This is a genomic window from Rhodococcus sp. AH-ZY2, assembly GCF_030916465.1.
GTDB lineage: Bacteria > Actinomycetota > Actinomycetes > Mycobacteriales > Mycobacteriaceae > Rhodococcus > Rhodococcus ruber.
On sequence record NZ_CP126458.1, the window covers coordinates 957,990 to 977,220 of the forward strand.

A 19,231-nucleotide genomic window follows, 5' to 3' on the forward strand; every position below is an offset into this window, starting at 1 on the left:
TCACCCGGACCGGGCGACGGCGTGTCGGTGCGCTGCTCTACGGTCTGACGGCATGCGGATCCTGCACACCTCGGACTGGCACATCGGCCGCACCTTCCACGGTGTGGATCTGCTGTCCGACCAGGCCCAGGCCCTCGCCGCCCTCGCCGACCTCGTCGCCGAGCGGCACGTCGACGTGGTCGTGGTGGCCGGGGACGTCTACGACCGCTCCATCCCGAGTGCCGATGCCGTCGCGGTGTGCAACGCGGGGCTCGAAGCGATCCGCGCGGCCGGTGCCGTCATCGTCGCGACGTCCGGCAACCACGACTCGCCCGTCCGCCTGGGCGCGGGCGCGGCGTTCGCCGCCGAGGGCGGGCTGCATCTGATCACCCGGGTCTCCCAGATCGACCGGCCCGTCCTGCTCGACGATGCCCACGGCACCGTCGCCTTCTACGGCATCCCCTACCTGGAGCCGGAGATCACCCGCGCCGACCTGGGCGTGCCCGAGGCGCGCTCACACGCGGAGATCCTCGGCGCGGCGATGAACCGGGTCCGCGCCGACGCCCGCGCCCGCGGCGTCCGCGCCGTGGTTCTCGCGCACGCCTTCGTCGTCGGCGCCGAAGCCTCCGGTTCCGAGCGGTCCATCTCGGTCGGCGGCGTCGAAACCGTCCCGGCGTCGGCGTTCGACGGCGTCGACTACGTCGCGCTCGGTCATCTGCACTCCCCGCAGACCGTCGCCGAGCACGTCCGTTACTCGGGTTCGCCGCTGCCGTACTCGTTCGGGGAGCGCACCCATCGCAAAGCCGTGTGGCTCGTCGAGCTGGATGCGGCCGGGCGGGCGGGCGTCGAGCGTGTCGACCTGCCAGTCGTGCGGGGCCTGAGCCGTCTCACCGGCGTCCTCGACGAGCTGCTCACCGACGACGCGCACGCCGCGGCGGAGGAGCACTACGTCTCGGCCGTTCTCACGGACGCCGTGCGCCCCCTCGACGCGATGCGTCGGCTGCAGGCCCGTTTCCCCCGGGCCGTCCACGTCGAGTGGGACCCGCCCGTCGCGACCTCGACCGGCACCTATCGGCAGAAGGTGCGTGGCCGGACCGACCTCGACATCGCCCGGGAGTTCCTCACCGACGTGCGCTCCGAGCCGTCCGCGCGGGAGCTGCGCTGGGTACAGCAGGCGCTGCGCGACGTCGACCGCGCCGCGGGTGTCGGAACCGAGCAGACCGTCGCACCGGGGGAGGCGTCCGCGTGAGGCTGCACCAGCTGGAGGTCACCGCGTTCGGCCCGTTCGCCGACACCGTGCGGGTGGACTTCGACGAACTCGGCGCCGACGGACTGTTCCTGCTGCACGGCCGCACCGGCGCCGGCAAGACCTCCATCCTCGATGCGGTGGCGTTCGCCCTGTACGGCACGGTGCCCGGGGCCCGCGCCGACGGGCGCCGGCTGCTGTCCGATCACGCCCCCGCCGGCACCGCACCCCAGGTGAGCCTCGAGGCGACCGTCGCCGGCCGGCGGTTGCGGATCGTGCGCAGCCCCGACTACGAGCGTCCGAAGCTGCGCGGGACCGGGACCGTCAAGCAGAACGCCAAAGCGAGCCTGACCTGGCTCGACGGCTCGGGTGAGCACCTCTCCCGGCTGCCCGACATCGGGGAGGCCGTCCGGCGGCTGCTCGGGATGAGCGCCGAGCAGTTCTTCCAGGTCGTGCTGCTGCCGCAGGGCGAGTTCGCGAAGTTCCTGCGCGCCGACAGCGAGGACCGCGGCAAGCTGCTCGAGCGGCTGTTCGACACCACCCGATTCGGCTCCGTCGAACGCTGGTTCAAGGACCGGCGCAGTGCCGCAGCCACCCGCCTCGAGGAACAGCAGCGTGCCGTCGACCTGCTCCTCGCCAAGGTCAGCGCGGCCGCCGGCCTCGAGGCGGGCGCCGACTCCGAACCGGTCGTGTGGGCGCATCGACTGCGCGACGACGCCGCCGAGAACCGGGACCTCGCGCTGGCGGCACTCGACCGTGCGCGCGCCGACGACATCCGCGATCGGGCGGCCCTCGCGGAGGCGACCGAGCTGCGACGGTGCCAGGAACGCCGCGCCCGCGCGGTCGCCGAGCTCGCCGAGCTGGATGCCGCGGCCGCCGAGCTGCAGACTTTGACCGCCGAACTCGACACGGCCCGGCGGGCGGCGCCGGTCGTCGAGATCGCCCGGGACGCGCACCGCGCCGCCGAAGCCGCCGCCACCGCCCATGCCGCCGCGGTGGACGCGGCCGCGCCCCTCGCCGCCGACCGGGAGGGTCGGGCCCTCGTCGCGCAGCTCGACGGTTCCCCCGCCGACGCCGACCGCGGACTGATCCGGCCCCACGAACAGCGTTGGTCGGCGGAGGTGGTCCGCCTCGACGGCCTGCTCGAGCAGGAGCAGCGGCTGATCCTGCTCGAGACCGACCGCGCCGCCCTGCAGCAGCAGCGCCGCGATCTGGCGGTGCGCGCCGAACGGATCGCCGAGGAACTGGACGAACTCCCCGGTCGCCGCGACGCTGCGGAGAAGGCCGCGCGCGAGTCCGAGCAGGCCGCCGCCACCCTTCCCCGGCTCGAGGCCGACCTCACGCGAACCAGCGACGCCCTCGCCGCCGCCACCGAACTGCAGAACCTGGCCCCGCAGCTGCACCGGCTCGAGGACGAGGTCGTCGCCCGTCGCGACGCACACCTCGACGCGCGCACCGCCCTGCTCGACGTGCGTGAGCGCCGCATCGCCGGGATGGCCGCGGAACTGGCCACCGAGCTGGTCGACGGGCATCCGTGCGTGGTGTGCGGAGCCACCGCTCATCCGTCCCCGGCCCGGCCGGCGCCGGACACCGCCACCAAGGCGGACGAGGACGCGGCCCGGGACGCCGAGCAGCGAGCCGGCGCGGAACTGACGCGGGCGCAGGCGGCCGTCGCGGACCTCGCCAACACCGTCGCGGTGCTGCGGCAGCGCTGCGGCGACGCCGGTCTCGAAGAACTCACCGAGGCGCGGGCCGGGGCCGCCGCCGCGCACGCCGCGGCGGCGGCCACCGCGGCCGAATGCGAGCGCCACCGCGGTGAGATCGCGCGGCTGCGCCAGCTCGACGCCGACCTGCGCGAGCAGGCGCACGCGGTGGATGTCGAGGCCGCCCAGGCTGCGCACCGCGAGGAGAGCGCCGCCGCGGAGGCCGACGAGATCCGTGCCCGCATCACCGCGGCAGCCGGGGACGCAGACTCCCTCGCCACCCGCCGGCGTCGGATCGCGACGCTCGCCGCCGCCGCGGCGAACCTGCTCGACGCCCGGGTTCGGGCCGCGAACGAGGCGACGAGCGCGCGCGAACGTGCCCGGGAGGCGGCCGCAGCCGCAGAACGGGCGGGATTCGCGAGCGTCGAGCAGGCCCTGGCGGCCGTCCGTCCCGAGGCGCGTCTGCGCGAGATCGACCAGGTGCTGCGCGCGGCGGCCGACCGGCGCGCGGCGGCGCAGGGCGTGCTCGACGACCCGGATACGGCACGGGTCGGCGACGACCCGGTGGACCTGGCCGAACCGGAGGGCGCGGTCGCGCGCAGTGCGGCCGCACTGGCCGCGGCCGTCTCCGCAGCCTCCGAGGCCGAGCGACGCCACGCCGACATCGAGAAGTTCGCGACGCGCCTCGAAGACGAGTACGCGAAGCTGGTGCCGCTGCGGGACGAGCAGGCCGAACTCGCAGCCCTCGCCGAAGTCGTCGCGGGCACCGGGCAGAATGCGCGCAAGATGTCGCTGCGCTCGTACGTCCTCGCGGCCCGCCTCGAGGAGGTCGCCGAATCGGCCTCGGTGCGGCTGCGGCGCATGTCCGGTGGCCGCTACGAGTTCGTGCACTCCGATGCGGCAGGCACGCACGGCAAGCGCGGTGGCCTCGGGCTCGACATCCACGACGAATACACCGGTGTGGTGCGGTCCACGAAGACCCTCTCGGGCGGCGAGTCGTTCCAGGCGTCGCTGGCGCTGGCGCTCGGGCTCGCAGATGTCGTCGCCGCCGAATCCGGGGGACTGGTGCTCGACACGATGTTCATCGACGAGGGGTTCGGCACGCTCGACGCCGACGCGCTCGACGCGGTGATGGGCGTGCTCGACGAACTGCGCGCCGGCGGCCGGGTGGTCGGCGTGGTCAGCCACGTCGACGAAATGCGTCAGCGTATCCCCAGCCGCCTGCACGTCGTGCGCGGCCGCGCCGGGTCCACGGTGGAGATCGCCGGCTGAGCCCGGCCGATCAGGCCGGGCCGGGCTCAGCCGGTGCCGGTGGCAGTGCCGGGGTCTCCTCGGTCGTCTCGAGTTCGTCCGTCGCAGCGCTGCGCTCGTCGATCTGCTCGCCGACGTAACGCAGCACCACCGCGGCGACGGCCGCGACGGGGACGGCGAGGAACGCGCCGATGATGCCGAACAGCGACGATCCTGCGGTGACGGCGAGCAGCACGACCACCGCATGCAGATGCATGCTGCGCGACTGCAGCACGGGCTGGAGCACGTTCCCCTCGAGCTGCTGCACCGCGATGATGATGACGAGAACGATGATCGCGGTGGTCAGCCCGTTCGCGACGAGCGCCACGAGGACGGCGAGCGCTCCGGCGACGAAGGCACCGACGATCGGGATGAACCCACCGATGAAGGTGAGGATCGCCAGCACCGGCGCCAGCGGCACCCCGAGGATGACCAGGCCCAGACCGATGAAGAACGCGTCGATGAAGCTGACGAGCGCCTGCGTGCGGATGAACCCGCCGAGGGTGTTCCACATCCGGATCAGCACCTCTTCCAGGTGCCGCCCGGCACGACCGCCACCGACGGCGTGCACCCACGGGATGAATCGCGGCCCGTCCTTGATGAAGAAGAACACCAGGACGAGGACCAGGCCGATCGTCACCAGCAGGGAACCGGCCGTGCTGACGCCGGTGAACACGCCGCTGGCGATGGTGGCGCCGCTCTCCTGGACCTTGTCGATCACGACCTGGGTCGCGTTCTCGAGCTGCTCGTCCTTCAGGTTGAACGGGGGGCCCTGCACCCAGTCCAGCACCTTGTTGATGCCGTCGGTGGTCTTGTTCGCGAGTTCCGGTGCCTGCGCCACCACCGACGGGACGATGCCCGCGATGATGCCGCCGACGATCGCGAAGAACAGGAACAGCGTCAGGCCGGCGGAGGCCGCGGGCGGCACGCCGCGCTTCATCATGCCGCGGGTGGGCGGCCACAGCATGGTGGCGACGACGATCGCCAGTGCCACGGGCAGGACGATCACCCACATCTTCTCGATGATCCAGCCGATGACCAGCGCGCCCGCCGCGATCACGACCAGCGCCGCCGACCACTTCGCCAGCGCCAGCCCGCCGGAGGCGATCAGCGTGGTGCGGTCCGGTTTCGGTGCCGGTGGCTTGCGCTCGGTGCTCTGCACATCGCTCAACGGACGGTCCTTCCGATGCTCTCGACGCCGCGGATCGGGCTCCGTCTGCAATCTACGGGAACGGCGGCTCGGGGGGCGGTTCACCGGCGCGAAACCCACGGATCGTGGCAGGCTTTCGGCCATGAAGAAGTTCACCGCCGTGCTGGCCGCGAGTGCCGCGGCTGTCGTGCTCGTGTCCTGCAGTTCCGGTGACGACGCGTCGAACGAGTCCGATGCGGCGCGCACAACGATCGGCGGGGCCGCCTCGAGCCTCGCCTCGGCCGCGTCGAGCGTCGCCGAGCGGGCGCGCGGCGCCTTCGACGAGGCGAAGCTCGCGACGTTCGTGGCCGCGTTCCGCACCGGCTACCCCAACCTCGCCGCCGACCGCGACGACGCCTCCATCGAGGCGATCGTCATCGAGACGTGCCCGCTGATCGACTCCGGCGCGAGCGATCAGGAGGTGATCGCCAAGGTCGGCGAGCTGGCGCAGAACGGGGACACCGCGCCCACCGAGGAGCAGGCCGGCCGGATCTCGCAACTCGTCCGTGTCGCCTGCTGACGACCGGGGCATCGGGTCGAGCTCCGCGACGCGATGGCAGTCCGAGCGTAGCGCCGACGACTCCCGCGCCTACATCGAGCGGTTCGCCGAACTCGCGCACGCGGGGACGGATCTGCACGGCGAGGCCCGGTTCGTCGACGTGCTCGTCCCGCGTGGCGCGCGGATCCTCGACGCCGGCTGCGGCACCGGCCGCGTCGGGCTCGAGCTGGCCCGGCGGGGCCATCGGGTGACCGCGGTCGATCTCGACCCGGTGCTCGTGGAGGCGGCCCGGTCGCACCCGGAGCTGACCGTGCATCTCGCCGACCTGGCGCAGCTGGATCTGCCGGGCCCGAGGTTCGATGCGGTGGTTTCGGCCGGCAACGTGATGGTGTTCCTCGCGCCCGGATCCGAGCGGTCCGTGCTCGGGCGGATCGCCGCGCACCTGCGCCCGGGCGGGGTGTTCGTCGCCGGGTTCACCACCGGCGCGGCATACCGTCCGTCGCAGTTCGCCGCCGACCTCGCGGCCGCCGGCCTGGTACTCGAGCAGCGTTTCGCCACCTGGGACCTGCGGCCGTGGCACGACGACGCCGACTGGCTGGTGGCCGTCGCGCGCCGTGCGGATGACGGGGGCGTGACCGCGACCCCGTAGAATATCGATTCCGTGAGCCTAACCCTCGGAATCGTCGGTCTTCCCAACGTCGGAAAGTCGACGCTGTTCAACGCGCTGACCAAGAACGAAGTGCTTGCCGCGAACTACCCGTTCGCCACCATCGAGCCGAACGTCGGCGTCGTCGAGCTGCCCGATCCGCGGCTGGAGCGGCTCGCCGAGATCTTCGGGTCGCAGCGCATCCTGCCCGCGACCGTGTCGTTCGTCGATATCGCCGGCATCGTCAAGGGCGCCTCCGAGGGCGCCGGGCTCGGCAACAAGTTCCTCGCCAACATCCGCGAGGCCGACGCCATCTGCCAGGTCGTGCGGGTGTTCGCCGACGACGACGTCGTCCACGTCGACGGCCGCGTCGACCCGCTCGCGGACATCGAGATCATCGAGACGGAGCTGATCCTCGCCGACCTGCAGACCCTGGAGAAGGCCCTGCCGCGCCTCGAGAAGGAGGCGAAGAAGAACAAGGAACTCAAGCCGCAGTTCGACGAGGCCGTCAAGGCTCAGGGCGTGCTCAACGAGGGCAAGACTCTGTTCGCGGCGAAGGACTCGCTCGACTTCGGTCTGCTGCGCGAGCTGAACATGATGACGACCAAGCCGTTCCTCTACGTGTTCAACGCGGACGAATCGGTGCTCACCGACGAGGCGAAGCAGCAGGAGCTCCGTGCGGCCGTCGCGCCGGCCGACTGCGTGTTCCTCGACGCGAAGGTCGAATCCGAGCTGATCGAGCTCGAGGCCGACGAGGCCCAGGAACTGCTCGAGTCCATCGGACAGACCGAGCCGGGCCTGCACTCGCTCGCCCGCGTCGGCTTCCACACTCTCGGCCTGCAGACCTACCTCACCGCCGGTCCGAAAGAGGCCCGGGCCTGGACCATCCCGCAGGGCGCGACCGCCCCGCAGGCCGCCGGTGTCATCCACTCCGACTTCGAGCGGGGCTTCATCAAAGCCGAGGTCGTCTCCTTCGAGGACCTCGACTCGGCCGGATCGATGGCCGAGGCGAAGGCTCGCGGCAAGGTCCGCATGGAGGGCAAGGACTACGTCATGGCGGACGGAGACGTCGTGGAGTTCCGCTTCAATGTGTAGAACCGCAGGTAACTGGCCTAATTCCGGTCCTCGGTACGCAGTGGGTACGCAGTAGCCTGAGCGGAGGCGGCGAACAGCGCGTCCGCCGCCTTCCTCGTCCGGTCGTTTGCGTCCGGCCATAGGTGGCTGTACGTGTTCAGCGTGACGGTGGCGGAATGGTGCCCCAATGCCTTCTGCACGGTCACCACATCGCACCCCGCTGCGATGAGTCCGGAGGCGTAGAAGTGCCGAAGGTCGTGCATCCGCAGCGCCGGCAAACCTGCTCCCTCTCTTGCCTTGCGCCAGCGGTAGCCGACGCTGTTCTGATGCCACGGATGCACTCCCGTACCGGGGAACAGCCACCGCGCCGGATCGGTGCCGGGCCGCCAATGCGCGATGTGCTGCGCCACCACCTCGAGGAGTCCGTCAGGTGCCGGGATGGCACGTTCGGACCCGTACTTCGGTGCCCGAATCTCGACAGCGTGCCCGTTCACGCGCTGTACCTGTCGCTGTACCCGTAGCTCTCGCCGGAGGAAGTCGACGTCCCCGACTTGCAGAGCCGCGGCCTCACCGAGCCGGAGGCCGGCGAACGCACACAGTGCCACGAACGCCCGGAAGTCATCCTCGGCATGTTCCATGAGCGCACCGACTTGCTCTGCTGTCGGAATGGTCATTGCCGCTTCGGCACGACGGACACGGGGGAGTGTGACCGCTTCGGCCGGATCGTGGGCGAGCATCCTGTCACGGATCGCTGCCCGGAGTACGGCCCGGACGTTGTTGAACCGGGTCCGGATTGTCGACGCCTGTAGGCCGGAGTCGAGCATGACCCGGACCCACGTCTCGACGTGCGACGGCCGAAGGTCTGCGAGCGCCACCCCGGAGAATGTGACGCTATTCGCTGCGAGGTTCATCGCGCGCACTGTCCCCGGCACCCAAACCTGTCGCGTGGACCATTCGCGGTAGTAGGAGCCGAACGTGACCTTGCCTTTGACCGGGTCTATGTAGGACCCGGTGACTTGTGATGCTGTGATCGTGTCGAGCCAGCTTTGAGCGTCGACTTTCCGATCGAACCGTCTGCTGTGTTCTCGGTTCTCGTCATCGACGTACCGGGCTCGCCACCGTTTGCCTGTGCCTGCCAGCCTGGACGGGCTTCCGTCGCGCTTCTTCCACAGGTCCTCGACGCCGGCGCGGCGGTTACGCTTCGGCCTCGTCATCGCTGTACTTCCAGTCGAGTTCTCGCGCACGGGACGGATGGCGCAGTTTACCGGCCAACTTGAGCGCCGCATCGTATGTGTCTTCCACGAACGCTGCGAAATCGTCCGCGACTAGGAGGTCTTTGAGATGTTCTTTTGACTCTTCGGGCGCAGAGAAGATGAGGTTGTCGATATCAACCTCACGCTCGCGTCCTTCCTCAAGGATCGGGATGAGGTTGTCCAGCCAGACTCGAGCCCGATTCCCGACCCATCGCATTCGATGATCTTCTGTCTCCCACATCTCATCGACGGGTAGGCCGAATGCGTCGGCTATCGCCTGGGCCTCGTCGAGCCGTATTGCTCGAGGCTTCTCCACGTCGCGCAGTTCGATCTTCGCTATGGCGGACGGGTGGAGCGAAATGCCTACCGTCTGAATGCGTTTCGCAAGATCTGCCTGTGTCCAACCACGCGCCTCGCGTTCGAGTCGGACACGTCTGCCGAACCGGTCCTCCGCGCTCTCTCTTCCCATAGGAGAAAACGGTATCACCTCCCCAAGGTTGCCAACAGCCGCAAAGTGTGCTTATGCTCTTTGAGGAAGATGAACTTCCCCAAGGAGGAAATCATGGAACGCACACACAGTGCCGTAGCCGCCGAGCCCGAAGAGTTCTGGCAAGCGAAGCAAGTCGCCCAGCACACCGGGATACCTGAAGGGACCATCCGCTACTGGGTTCACGTCGGCTACGGACCAAAGAGCTTCAAACTCGGTCGCCGGCGGGTCTGGCGTAGAAGCGTCGTCGAAGCGTGGCTTGCCGAACAGGAAAGCGCTGCCTGATGTCCGGCTACTTCGGTTCGGAGCCAACGTGTCGGCGCTGTGACTACCCGCGGCGCCTACACCACCTGCTCAACGTCGAACACGACTACGAATCGCAGAACAACGAGAACGCCCCCGGAGCGGCTGGCACCGACTCCGAGGGCACGAACCGCACCAACCCCCAGGAAGGAACAGATTCTTTGAACATTCTCCCAGACGCAGCCGAGTTAGTCGAAGCTGCCGCCGCGAACCACTGCACGGTCACCGCCGAGCAAGCCGAGAAGATCCGCGGCCGACTGTTCGAGGTCGCCGACAACGGATACAGCCGGGCCCAGCTCCTCGAGTTCGCCCTCTTCGGCGCCCAGTACGAGCACGAGACGAGCATCGCCGCAGCGGCCGCAGCGCAAGTCGACGAAATCCCCACTCCGCCCGGATTCGACGGACTCACACCTGACGAGTGGTTCCCCGACAACAACGGCCGCATCGTCCGATTCTGGGATCGCTACATCGACAATCCCGCCGGCGCCGTGAGACTCGTCGTCACCGACGAAATCACCGATGGGCGAATCGTCCGCACCGGCCCCGTCGCCCACGTCTCGACTGACGCCGAGTTGAACCGCGACGGAATCTGCTCCCTGATCGACGCACTCACCACCGCGGCACGCCTGCTCGCCGATCTTGGGGAGGCGAAGTGAGCACCCTCGAGCTGGTCCTCATCGTCACCCTGTTCACCGAGAACATTGCCCTGTTGCTCGCACCGATGTGGGACACACCCCACCGCGACCGCGACTCATTCGGCGAAGCGGCACAGCACTCGATGAGGAGGCTCCGCTGATCTTCTGACGCGCTCAAAGGAACCCGCACGGAACCTCACTGAACGCAGATCGGGCCGGAAGCTACCGGCTCCCGGCCCGATCACCCACAGAAAGGGTGCTCAATGCCCCTCAACAGTAATGCATCTGGGACCGATAAGGCGCTCGCCGGCGCCCACCGCGACGCGATGACCCTCGCCCGCCAGTGGGTCGCTGGACTCACCGAGGGGGCGACCTTCACCGCGGCACAGATGGGACCGAATCTGCCCGACTACGCCGACGACAAGCCCTGTCGCCGTGGTGCCCTCATTCGTGAGTTGAACCGCCGCGGGTACATCGAGTTCCACGGTTACGGTCCTCGTGCCGCTGATGACGATTGGGACGCTCCGGCGCGTGTGTGGCGCCGCACCGGCAAGGCATTCGAGGAGTCTGCGGCGTGAAGTCATTTCATCGCGTTACGGACGCCTTCAGATCGCACGGTCTGAATGTCAGGTTCGTCAGCGACACCAAAGCTCACGCGCAGGCACCCGGGCATTCGGATGCTGACGAATCCGTCTATCTGACATGGCAGGACGGCCGGACCGGCATTCACTGTTTCTCTGCACCGGGAACCGAGAAGGAAATCCTGGAGTCGGTCGGTCTCACCTGGGCCGACCGATGGGATGAGCCGATCACCACTTACCGGTACCCTGACGGCCGAAACGTCGTCCGGGAACCCCGCAAGGATCGAGTGAGCCCGAAGGGCAAGGTCTCGAAAGCCATCAGGCAGGACGGCAACACGAAAGGTTCGGCGCTGTACCGGGCCGACAAGATCGCAGCACTACCCCCCGGCACTGTCGTCGACCTTTGCGAAGGCGAGCCGGACGTACATGCCGCACTTGCTGCCGGGGCGCATGCCACCACGAACGCCAACGGCGCATGCAATCTCCACAAGGCCGACCTCACGCCCTTGTACGGGAAGGTGGTCAGGGTCCACCAGGACAACGACGATGCGGGCCGTCAACGTACCGCGCAGGCCGTAGAACTGCTGTCTCGGCACGCCGAGGTCATCGTTGTGCAGGCGAAGGCAGGGAATGACCTGTCCGACCACCTTGCCGCCGGATACGGACTCGACGAATTGGTGCCCGTCGACATGCCCGGTGCCGAGCCGCGACTGAGGGTATGGAAGGCAACCGAACTCGAAGCGGCTCGCCGCGTCGAATGGCTCGCCAAACAACGCATCGTCGCCGGCGCCGTGAACTACATGCTCGGACCCGAAGGCATCGGCAAGAGCCTGTTCCTGGTCTGGCTGATCGCACTCATCACCACCGGCAAACCGTTCCCCGCGTTCGGTATCCCCGCCCGTGATCCGCGGTACGTCGTGCTGGTCCTCACCGAGGACGACTGGAGCACGATTGCCCGCCCGCGCCTTGAGGTGGCCGGGGCCGACCTGAACTATATCCGCGTAATCTGCGCCGAAAGGGACGGCTCCGGCTCCCCGGTATTCCCGCGAGATATGGATCTAGTGGAGCAGGCTGCGACCGATGCCGCCGTGGTGATCGTCGACGCCTGGGCCGACACCCTGCCCGGCAGCCTGTCGGTCAAAGACCCCCAGCAGGCCCGGCAAGCGCTGCATCCGTGGAAGGAACTCGGTACCCGCACCGGGGCCGCGGTGCTGCTGTCAGGCCACACGAACCGGGAGAAGGGCGGCAACGTCCGCAACTCCTACGGATTGACCGGAGAGCTGCGGAAGAAGGCCCGACTGACCATCCTTGCCCAGCCAGACCCCGAGGACGAGACAGTGATGGTGATCGGGCCGGAGAAGACGAACCTGGCACCCCAGGTGCCGGCATCGAAGTTCCGCATCGAATCCGTGCCGGTGTTCGAGCCGACCGAGGACAGCGACGGCACCGTGCCGCGCCTGATGTGGATCGGCGATGCGGAGCAGTCGGCTCGGGAGATGTTCGCTGATGCGGCCGAGTCCGACATGGGCGAGGACGGCACCGACCGGGGGACGGCCGAAGAATGGCTGCGACGGTATCTCACCGACAAACCCGGCGCGGACTCTGCCGAAGTGAAGAAGGCCGCGAAGGCGGCCGATATTGCGGAGCGAACCTTGCAGCGGGCTCGGAAGAAACTCGGTATCAAACCCCGCCTCGAAGGCAGTCCGCCTCGCAGCTATTGGGAGCTTCCATCTGTGCCACTACAGGCCCATGCCCCAGAAGGTGGCACAGATGGCAAAGATGGCAAAGACGCAGGTCAGGCATCTGTGCCATCCCCTCAGAGTGGCAACTATGCCATCTGTGCCACCCCAGGAGAGATAGGGGCGAACGCTGGCGCAGATGCGTCAGTGGTCACCCACGTCCGCCCCTCGGCTGCCCTGAGGGAGCGAGCCGAGGCGCTCGAGAGGTTCTGCCCGGAGTGCGGAGAACTCCTGCCCGCCGGAATCGTCCGCCACCTCGAGTGTGTCCTCGCGAAGACCAGGAGGGGCGCATGAGTCGCAAACACCCCGCCGCCCAGCTCGCCGCGAAAGTGGTCGACGGTCGCCTGTTCGGCGCCGCCTGCGTCGGTCGGCACGCCCTGTTCGACGCCGAGATCCCCGGCGAAACCTGGGAACAACGCGCCGCCCGAATCACCATCGCCGCACAAATCTGCTCCACCTGCCGAGTCCGCCGCCCCTGCCGCGACGTAGCCGACGAACTCGGCACCTACGCAGAAGGCGTGTGGGCAGGCCGAGACACCAAGGAGACCCCGTGAAGCTGCACGCCCGGAACGTGAGCCCGCGCATCACCGTCGACCTCGGTGCCCGCCGCCCCGTCCTGCTCCGCATCGCAGGACTGTTCCTAGCGATGAGCCCCGAGGAAGCCCTCACCCTCGCCGACCAGCTGCACGACGCAGCAATGGAACCCGAAACCATGCCCCAGGAAGGAACCCCATGGAACCCGACGACCGCGACTTCCTCGCAGACCTGTTCCGAGACGACCATCCCCGCGACGTCGTGCCCGGATCCGGCCTGACCCGAGAAGATGTGCTCCGTATGGACGCGATGACCGGCAGGGCCGTCACCGCCACCTACCCCGGCCAAGTCCTCACCGACCTCGACGGTGTCCCGATCGGAGTCGAACCGAGCCGCACCGAGCAAATCACCTTCGGGGGAGTGGCATTGACCCTCCGTCAGCTCGCCGAACTCGACCTCACCCCCGAGGACGTGCCCAACGTCCGCATCCTGCCCGACCCCAAGTGAAAGGAACCATCATGACCGAACAGCAGACCGACCAGAACACCGACGACACCGCCGAGGTTGTCGACCAGACCGACACCCCCGAAACCGAAACCACCGAACCGGCTCCCGAGGTCGACGAAGGCAAAGAAGCCGCGAAGTACCGCCGGCGGCTCCGCGAAACCGAGAAGGAACGCGACGCCCTGCTCGAACAGGTCGAAAACCTCCGGCGCGCAGCGATCGACAGCGAAGTCGCAAGCAAGCACCGCATCCCCACCGAGGGCTTCTGGGCAACCGGTGTCACCGTCGATCAGCTCCTCACCGACGACGGCACCATCGACCCCGCGAAGGTCGCCGCCACCGTCGATGACGCCGTGACCCGACTCGGTGTCAGCCACCCCAGGAACGGCAACATCGTTCCCCGCGAAGGCAACAACCCGCGGGTCCGTGCCAGCGACCGATGGACGAACGCCTTCACCGCGAAGTAATTGGTACCCCGGCCCGGTATACTTGCCTTGAACGCAGGTACCGGGCCGGGAGCCCGACCCGCGGACACGGAAGCCCCAGGAGGGCCGATCGGACAGGCCAGGTGCCGCCCGAGCGAAATCACCATCATCGCCGGCGGCTTTCATGCTGCCTGAACCGAAGGAATCCATCATGGCTACTGAAACCACACTCACCAGCGCCAAGGCCTGGTCCCCGGATATCACCGCGTTCGCCGCGTCCGAAGTCATCCCCGACGCCCTGGTCCTCCAGACCTCCACCGTCACCGGCCGCATCGAAGGCGACGAACCCGCCGTGCGTGTCGCCTACGTCGACGACGCCGCGGCCCAGTTCGTCGCCGAAGGCACCGAGATCCCCGAGGATGATCCGGCGCTGTCCGAAGTCCTCGTGCACACCGGCAAGGTCGCCCAGCTCGTGCGCCTCTCCCGGGAGCAGTACAGCCAGACCGGCACCGCACAGATGCTGTCCGAGAGTGTCCGCCGTGCTGTCATCAAGAAGGCCAATGAGGCGTACATCGCGCAGGCCGCCCCGGTCGCTCCCGCGGTCACCCCGCCCGCCGGACTGCTCAACGTCACCGGCATCGAAGCGGGCGGTGCAGTCGCCGGGGACCTCGACGCCCTGGTCGACCTGATTGCCACCCTCGAGGGCAACGGCGCCACCCCCACGCACATCCTCCTCGCGCCCGACGCGTGGGCTTCGCTGCGGAAGTTCAAGACCGCCACCGGGTCGGCACAGACCCTCCTCGGGGCCGGAACCACCGACGCCACCAAGAGCCTGCTGGACCTGCCCGTGCTCGTCTCGTCCGCGATGACCGCCGGTACCGGACTGGTCATCGACAAGAGTGCAGTGGTCTCGGCAGTCGGTGAGGTACAGCTCGCCGTGTCCGATCAGGTGTATTTCAACAGCGACAGCATCGGGCTGCGCTGCACGTTCCGGTTCGGCGCCAACCTCGTGCGCCCCGACCGGGTCGGTACCTTCACCGTCACCAACCCCGCCTGACAGGAGGGCACACGATGGCCGCGGTCACCCTCAGCATCGACGACCTGACACCATTCGCCCCGGATATCGACCCGGGCAAAGCAACCGCGATGATCGAGGACGCACTCGCAGTCGCGGCCATCGTGGCGCCCTGCATCCTCGAGGACACCTTCACCGCCGCCGGCGCCGCCAAAGCAATCATCCGCGGCGCACTCCTCCGCTGGCACGACGCCGGCACCGGCGCTGTCGTCTCACAAGCCGCCGGGCCCTTCACCCAAACCATCGACACCAGCACCACACGCCGCGGCATGTACTGGCCGAGTGAGATCACCCAGCTACAGAAGCTCTGCCAGACCAGCGGAGCCCGCGCCTTCAGCATCGACACCGTGCCAGCCGAGACGTACCCGAACGTGCATCCGTTCCTACTCGGCTAACCACAGACCTCCTGCGTGCTGCTTCACGCAGGAACACCCGGCCCGACCCGAGCGTGTCCTCTCAGACTCTCGGGCCGGGCCGGACCCACGTCCACACCTGCCCGGCCCCTCCCGCCACACCCCAGCTCCCGCCATCCTCGGCTTAGGTGAGGTCTCTCTCTACGCTTTTTTCCCACGGCACCCTAGACAGCGGGAGAGAGCTGGATAGGTGCACCCGGCCCCGTCCCTCCACCCCCTGACCTGGACCATCCTCGGCTTAGGGCCGATATCCCCCCGCGTACCCCCCGCCCAGGGCATGGCACCGTTGGACCACCCCGCGGCGCTGCCTCCGGTTTACGCAGCCGCCCCCTCTGTCGTTTTTCCACCACCCCCCCAGGGGGTGTCTTTGCCCCTGGCGGTCACCCCCCGCCCCGGGGTGCAGCGGACCACCAAAGGCGTAGCTGGGCGCCTCGGGTACGGGTCTGGGGATTCTGGGGGGGAAGCGGGGGGAGATGGGCGGTAGGCCAAGGGTCCGCCGTGTCACCCCCGGGTAGGGGTGGACGCCCTGGGGGCGGGCAGTGCTCGCGTGGCTGATAGGGGAGCAGTCTGGGGGCGGCTTCGGTACGCAGTGGGTACGCAGTAGATCCGCACGGACCCCACCGTGCCCAACCGTGCCAACGGGGAAGTGTGCAGGTAGACAGCCGTTTCCGTCATGAGCCAGCGACAGTAAACGCCCAGCACCGAGTTCCGCTTCAACGTCTAGAGGCCACGGCATCGGTGGCACCGGTGTTTGCCGTCGCCTCCACCAGGGTGCCGAGCGCGACGCCGCCGCGCACGCGCAGCGCTCAGCGCCTCGGTACGGGTGCCTCGCCCAGCGTCCGGCGGGTGACGAACCTCCGCGGCGTCCCCGACAGCGGATCTCTGAACTCCAGCTCCCGCGCGAGCAATTGGAGGGGGAGGGAATGATCGTCCGGGGCTTCGGGCAGTAGGTCGGGATACCAACGGTCGCCCAGGATCCCGGCGCCGAGCGCTGCCAGATGCACCCGCAACTGGTGCATCCGTCCGGTGCGTGGACGCAGAACCGTATGCAGCACAGCACGTCCGGAGGCGCTCACGCCGGTTCCGCGCACCTCGACCGCCGTCTCGGCGTTGGGCTCACGGAAGTTGTCGACGACCACCCGTAACTCGCCGCGTCGCGCCTCGATGTGGTTGCGGTAGACGAGGGGCAACGCCCGCCCGGTAAGCGCCGGTGCGTCCGGGTCCCACCCGGGCGGTCGCGCCGACACCGCCTCGTAAACCTTGACGACCCGCCGCTTTTCGAACAGCGACTGGTAGGCGCCGCGCGTCGCGGGGCGGGCCGAGAACATCACCAGGCCGGCGGTCGCTCGGTCGAGTCGATGGATCGGTGTCAGGTCCGGGTTGTCGAGGCGGGTCCGCAACCGGACGAGCGCGGACTCGCGCAGGTATCGTCCGCCCGGGGTGGTCGGGAGGAAGTGCGGTTTGTCGATCACGACGAGATCGTCGTCGACATGCAGGATCTCCTCCTGGAACGGCATCGGTTCCTCCACCGGCAGATCGCGGTAGTACCAGATGAACCGGTGCGCGCCCAGCGCGGTGCCACGACCGATCGGACTGCCGTCGGAACCCACGATCTCGCCGGCGTCGAACCGCCGGTACAGGTCGTCGGCGTCCAGGTGGTCGAACCTCGCGACGACGTACGCGGCGATCGTTGCCCACGGACCCGACGCCGGGACGCGCAGGCGCGTCGGTCCGATCCCGTCCTTGACGGGAAGCGGTGAGGGCATCGGCACGCCCGTCATCATCCCACCGCCTGCCGGCTCGTCCGCGCCGCGGGTCGGGCCGAGACGTGGGTGGGACGGTCCGGCCCACAAGCGATCGCCGGGCCCCGCGGCGCGGAACCCGGCGATCTGCTGCGACGGTCGATCAGTGGAGCCCGACGACCTCCTGGGCGATGGCGGCCAGGCGGGTCTGGGCGGCCGACACGACGCCGTGCCGGTTCTTGTGGGCCTCCTCGTATGCGACGATCGTGCGCACGTCGGCCGGTTCGGTCAGTTCCTTGACCTCGGCGACCGCCTGGGAGACGTTGAGGCTGTCGTAGTCGGCGATCGGAAGTTCCTCGGCGGAGAGGATGCCGGTGGCGCTGCGCGCCGTGTGGATGGCCCGGGCGGTCCCGTCCGCGCCTTCGCGGCGGGTGATCCGTTCGGCGGTCTCGAGCGCCGCGTCCCGGCTGGCCGTGAGGGTCTTGGTGGCGACGTCGCCGGCATGTGCGCCACGGGCCAGCAGCGACCCCAGGGCGGGCCGGGTCGAGCGGGCGGCGTCGATCGCGCGGTCGATGCCGCGCGTGGACCACATCAGCGGGACGTTGACGATGCGCACGGCCGCGCCGGCGGCGGCCTGCAGCGGGGTCCGTCGCAGCGCGGCGGGCCCGCCGAGGGCGTCCTCGGCCAGGACGGTGGTCAACCACTCCACGGTCGCGCTGTGGGCGGTGATCAGACGATCGGCCAGGCCGACGACCGCGGGGGTCTGGGCGGCCGTGGCGAGGGCCTTGAGGTAGCGGGCGCGGTCGAGAAGCTGGTGCTCGAGCGCGAGGTCGCCCAGGAGCGCCTCGTCGAACGGCTGGGCCTGTTCGGCCATGGCCTTCACCGCGGCGGCGGCGCGGCCGACGAACGGGCCGATGACGTCGGGCAGGCCGCCCAGTTCGCGGATGGTGCGTTCGATGGCCTCGGCGCGGTCGCGGCCGTTGGCTGCGTTCTCGGTCAGTTCGCGGCGGACCGCCTCGGTGCGGGCCTGGGCGATCCGGGTCTCGGCGACCTGGATCTCGGTGTTGGTCAGGTCGAGCAGTGCTCGCAGCTGGGTGAGCAGCGTGGCGGTGTCGGTCTTGGTCATCGTGCGTTCGCTCCTTCGGTCGATGTCATCGATGGGGCTCACCGACGTGACATCGTTCGGCTACCCGGCACCTACTGGCGGGTAACACTGTGTGAGGGAGAACACATCCGAGGGGCGCGTGACCTGCGTCCGGGTCCGGCACCGGCAGAAGGGACGGGGATCAGTCCGCGCGCGACAGCACCGCGACCAGGAACCCGGACCCGTCGGTGAACGGGCGCAGATCCCAGGTCGAGAGCTTCAGGTCCACCGCGAGACCGCCGGCCGCGGCGTCGGCGAGGAACTGCGGGAACTCGTAGCCCCGGTCCGCGCCGAACCCCACGACCGCCCGACCCGTCGGGGCGAGATGACGGGCGAAGCCCGCCAGGACCGCACCGCGAGTGGAGGGCGCCAGGAAGGTCATCACGTTGCCCGCGCAGACGATGACATCGAAATCGGCCGCGACACCGCGGGCCGGCAGATCCAGTTCGGCGAGATCGCCGACGAGCCAGGTCGGGCCGGGATGGTCCTGTTCCGCAGCAGCGATCAGGACCGGATCCACGTCGACGCCGACCACCACGTGACCGGCATCGTGCAGATAGCCACCGATCCGTCCCGGGCCGCAGCCCGCGTCGAGGACTCGTCCGCCGCGGTCGAGCATGGCGTCGACCAGCCGGGCTTCGCCGACGATGTCCTTGCCTTCCGACGCCATCGTCCGGAACCGCTCGACGTACCAGGTGGAATGTGCGGGGTCGGCCGCGGTGATCTCTTCCCACTGGCTCGGGGTGCGATCGCTCATCGTCGTTCCTCCT

At 69.0% G+C, this 19,231-nt stretch carries 22 protein-coding genes; 16 read left to right on the forward strand and 6 right to left on the reverse strand.

Features of this window, described 5'->3' with window-relative positions; translation table 11 throughout:
- Window positions 1-52 precede the first annotated feature (52 nt).
- Window positions 53-1,228: an exonuclease SbcCD subunit D C-terminal domain-containing protein gene (locus QNA09_RS05485; RefSeq protein ID WP_010592855.1), complete on the forward strand. Its 1,176-nt coding sequence runs from the start codon at window positions 53-55 to the stop codon at window positions 1,226-1,228.
- Window positions 1,225-4,200: an SMC family ATPase gene (locus QNA09_RS05490; protein ID WP_308072293.1), complete on the forward strand. Its 2,976-nt coding sequence runs from the start codon at window positions 1,225-1,227 to the stop codon at window positions 4,198-4,200. The genes QNA09_RS05485 and QNA09_RS05490 overlap by 4 nt, the downstream gene beginning before the upstream one ends.
- Before the next feature lie 10 nt (window positions 4,201-4,210).
- Here QNA09_RS05490 and QNA09_RS05495 read toward each other — a convergent pair whose 3' ends face one another.
- Window positions 4,211-5,380, reverse strand: coding sequence for an AI-2E family transporter (locus QNA09_RS05495; RefSeq protein WP_010592853.1), 1,170 nt, complete (start codon window positions 5,378-5,380; stop codon window positions 4,211-4,213).
- Between the two features lie 130 nt (window positions 5,381-5,510).
- Here QNA09_RS05495 and QNA09_RS05500 point away from each other — a divergent pair, with 130 nt between their 5' ends.
- The 3 genes from QNA09_RS05500 to ychF are packed head-to-tail and all read left to right on the forward strand — an operon-like array spanning window position 5,511 to window position 7,647.
- Entirely contained in the window at window positions 5,511-5,927 is a 417-nt protein-coding gene (locus tag QNA09_RS05500) for a hypothetical protein (RefSeq protein ID WP_010592852.1), read from the forward strand.
- A complete protein-coding gene (locus tag QNA09_RS05505) occupies window positions 5,914-6,555 on the forward strand; it encodes a bifunctional 2-polyprenyl-6-hydroxyphenol methylase/3-demethylubiquinol 3-O-methyltransferase UbiG (protein WP_017680265.1) in 642 nt (213 codons plus the stop codon). The genes QNA09_RS05500 and QNA09_RS05505 overlap by 14 nt, the downstream gene beginning before the upstream one ends.
- A gap of 12 nt (window positions 6,556-6,567) precedes the next feature.
- Window positions 6,568-7,647: a redox-regulated ATPase YchF gene (gene ychF / locus QNA09_RS05510; protein ID WP_010592850.1), complete on the forward strand. Its 1,080-nt coding sequence runs from the start codon at window positions 6,568-6,570 to the stop codon at window positions 7,645-7,647.
- 17 nt (window positions 7,648-7,664) lie between these two features.
- Here ychF and QNA09_RS05515 read toward each other — a convergent pair whose 3' ends face one another.
- On the reverse strand, window positions 7,665-8,840 hold the full coding sequence (locus tag QNA09_RS05515; RefSeq protein WP_308072295.1) for a tyrosine-type recombinase/integrase: 1,176 nt from the start codon (window positions 8,838-8,840) through the stop codon (window positions 7,665-7,667).
- Window positions 8,821-9,348, reverse strand: coding sequence for a helix-turn-helix transcriptional regulator (locus QNA09_RS05520; protein ID WP_308072297.1), 528 nt, complete (start codon window positions 9,346-9,348; stop codon window positions 8,821-8,823). The genes QNA09_RS05515 and QNA09_RS05520 overlap by 20 nt, the downstream gene beginning before the upstream one ends.
- A gap of 93 nt (window positions 9,349-9,441) precedes the next feature.
- Here QNA09_RS05520 and QNA09_RS05525 point away from each other — a divergent pair, with 93 nt between their 5' ends.
- The 11 genes from QNA09_RS05525 (at window position 9,442) to QNA09_RS05575 (ending at window position 15,557) form a co-directional block, all read left to right on the forward strand.
- On the forward strand, window positions 9,442-9,651 hold the full coding sequence (locus QNA09_RS05525; RefSeq protein WP_308072299.1) for a helix-turn-helix domain-containing protein: 210 nt from the start codon (window positions 9,442-9,444) through the stop codon (window positions 9,649-9,651).
- 179 nt (window positions 9,652-9,830) lie between these two features.
- On the forward strand, window positions 9,831-10,325 hold the full coding sequence (locus QNA09_RS05530) for a hypothetical protein (protein WP_308072300.1): 495 nt from the start codon (window positions 9,831-9,833) through the stop codon (window positions 10,323-10,325).
- Window positions 10,322-10,465 carry a hypothetical protein gene (locus tag QNA09_RS05535; RefSeq protein WP_308072303.1) on the forward strand — a complete coding sequence of 48 codons (144 nt, stop codon included), beginning with the start codon at window positions 10,322-10,324 and terminating at the stop codon, window positions 10,463-10,465. Before QNA09_RS05530 ends, QNA09_RS05535 begins: the two co-directional genes overlap by 4 nt.
- Window positions 10,466-10,567: 102 nt before the next feature.
- Window positions 10,568-10,882: a hypothetical protein gene (locus QNA09_RS05540; RefSeq protein WP_308072305.1), complete on the forward strand. Its 315-nt coding sequence runs from the start codon at window positions 10,568-10,570 to the stop codon at window positions 10,880-10,882.
- Window positions 10,879-12,918, forward strand: a complete 2,040-nt coding sequence (locus QNA09_RS05545) for an AAA family ATPase (protein ID WP_308072307.1) — start codon at window positions 10,879-10,881, stop codon at window positions 12,916-12,918. The genes QNA09_RS05540 and QNA09_RS05545 overlap by 4 nt, the downstream gene beginning before the upstream one ends.
- Window positions 12,915-13,178, forward strand: coding sequence for a WhiB family transcriptional regulator (locus QNA09_RS05550; RefSeq protein WP_308072308.1), 264 nt, complete (start codon window positions 12,915-12,917; stop codon window positions 13,176-13,178). The genes QNA09_RS05545 and QNA09_RS05550 overlap by 4 nt, the downstream gene beginning before the upstream one ends.
- Window positions 13,175-13,438, forward strand: coding sequence for a hypothetical protein (locus tag QNA09_RS05555; RefSeq protein ID WP_308072157.1), 264 nt, complete (start codon window positions 13,175-13,177; stop codon window positions 13,436-13,438). The genes QNA09_RS05550 and QNA09_RS05555 overlap by 4 nt, the downstream gene beginning before the upstream one ends.
- The gene (locus tag QNA09_RS05560; protein ID WP_308072158.1) at window positions 13,357-13,665 is read left to right on the forward strand and encodes a hypothetical protein; all 309 of its coding nucleotides are present in this window, start codon (window positions 13,357-13,359) and stop codon (window positions 13,663-13,665) included. Before QNA09_RS05555 ends, QNA09_RS05560 begins: the two co-directional genes overlap by 82 nt.
- A gap of 11 nt (window positions 13,666-13,676) precedes the next feature.
- Window positions 13,677-14,129, forward strand: coding sequence for a hypothetical protein (locus QNA09_RS05565; protein ID WP_308072159.1), 453 nt, complete (start codon window positions 13,677-13,679; stop codon window positions 14,127-14,129).
- A 169-nt stretch (window positions 14,130-14,298) separates the two neighbouring features.
- Window positions 14,299-15,144, forward strand: coding sequence for a phage major capsid protein (locus QNA09_RS05570; protein WP_308072160.1), 846 nt, complete (start codon window positions 14,299-14,301; stop codon window positions 15,142-15,144).
- A 14-nt stretch (window positions 15,145-15,158) separates the two neighbouring features.
- Window positions 15,159-15,557, forward strand: a complete 399-nt coding sequence (locus QNA09_RS05575) for a hypothetical protein (protein ID WP_308072161.1) — start codon at window positions 15,159-15,161, stop codon at window positions 15,555-15,557.
- An 824-nt stretch (window positions 15,558-16,381) separates the two neighbouring features.
- Here QNA09_RS05575 and QNA09_RS05580 read toward each other — a convergent pair.
- The 3 genes from QNA09_RS05580 to QNA09_RS05590 all read right to left on the reverse strand — a co-directional run bounded on the left by QNA09_RS05580 (window position 16,382) and on the right by QNA09_RS05590 (window position 19,218).
- Window positions 16,382-17,359, reverse strand: a complete 978-nt coding sequence (locus QNA09_RS05580; RefSeq protein WP_308072310.1) for a pseudouridine synthase — start codon at window positions 17,357-17,359, stop codon at window positions 16,382-16,384.
- Window positions 17,360-17,480: 121 nt separating this feature from the next.
- Complete coding sequence (locus tag QNA09_RS05585) at window positions 17,481-18,443, reverse strand: hypothetical protein (protein WP_010592553.1); 963 nt, start codon at window positions 18,441-18,443, stop codon at window positions 17,481-17,483.
- A gap of 160 nt (window positions 18,444-18,603) precedes the next feature.
- Window positions 18,604-19,218, reverse strand: a complete 615-nt coding sequence (locus QNA09_RS05590; RefSeq protein WP_010592552.1) for a bifunctional 2-polyprenyl-6-hydroxyphenol methylase/3-demethylubiquinol 3-O-methyltransferase UbiG — start codon at window positions 19,216-19,218, stop codon at window positions 18,604-18,606.
- Between the last annotated feature and the right edge of the window lie 13 nt (window positions 19,219-19,231).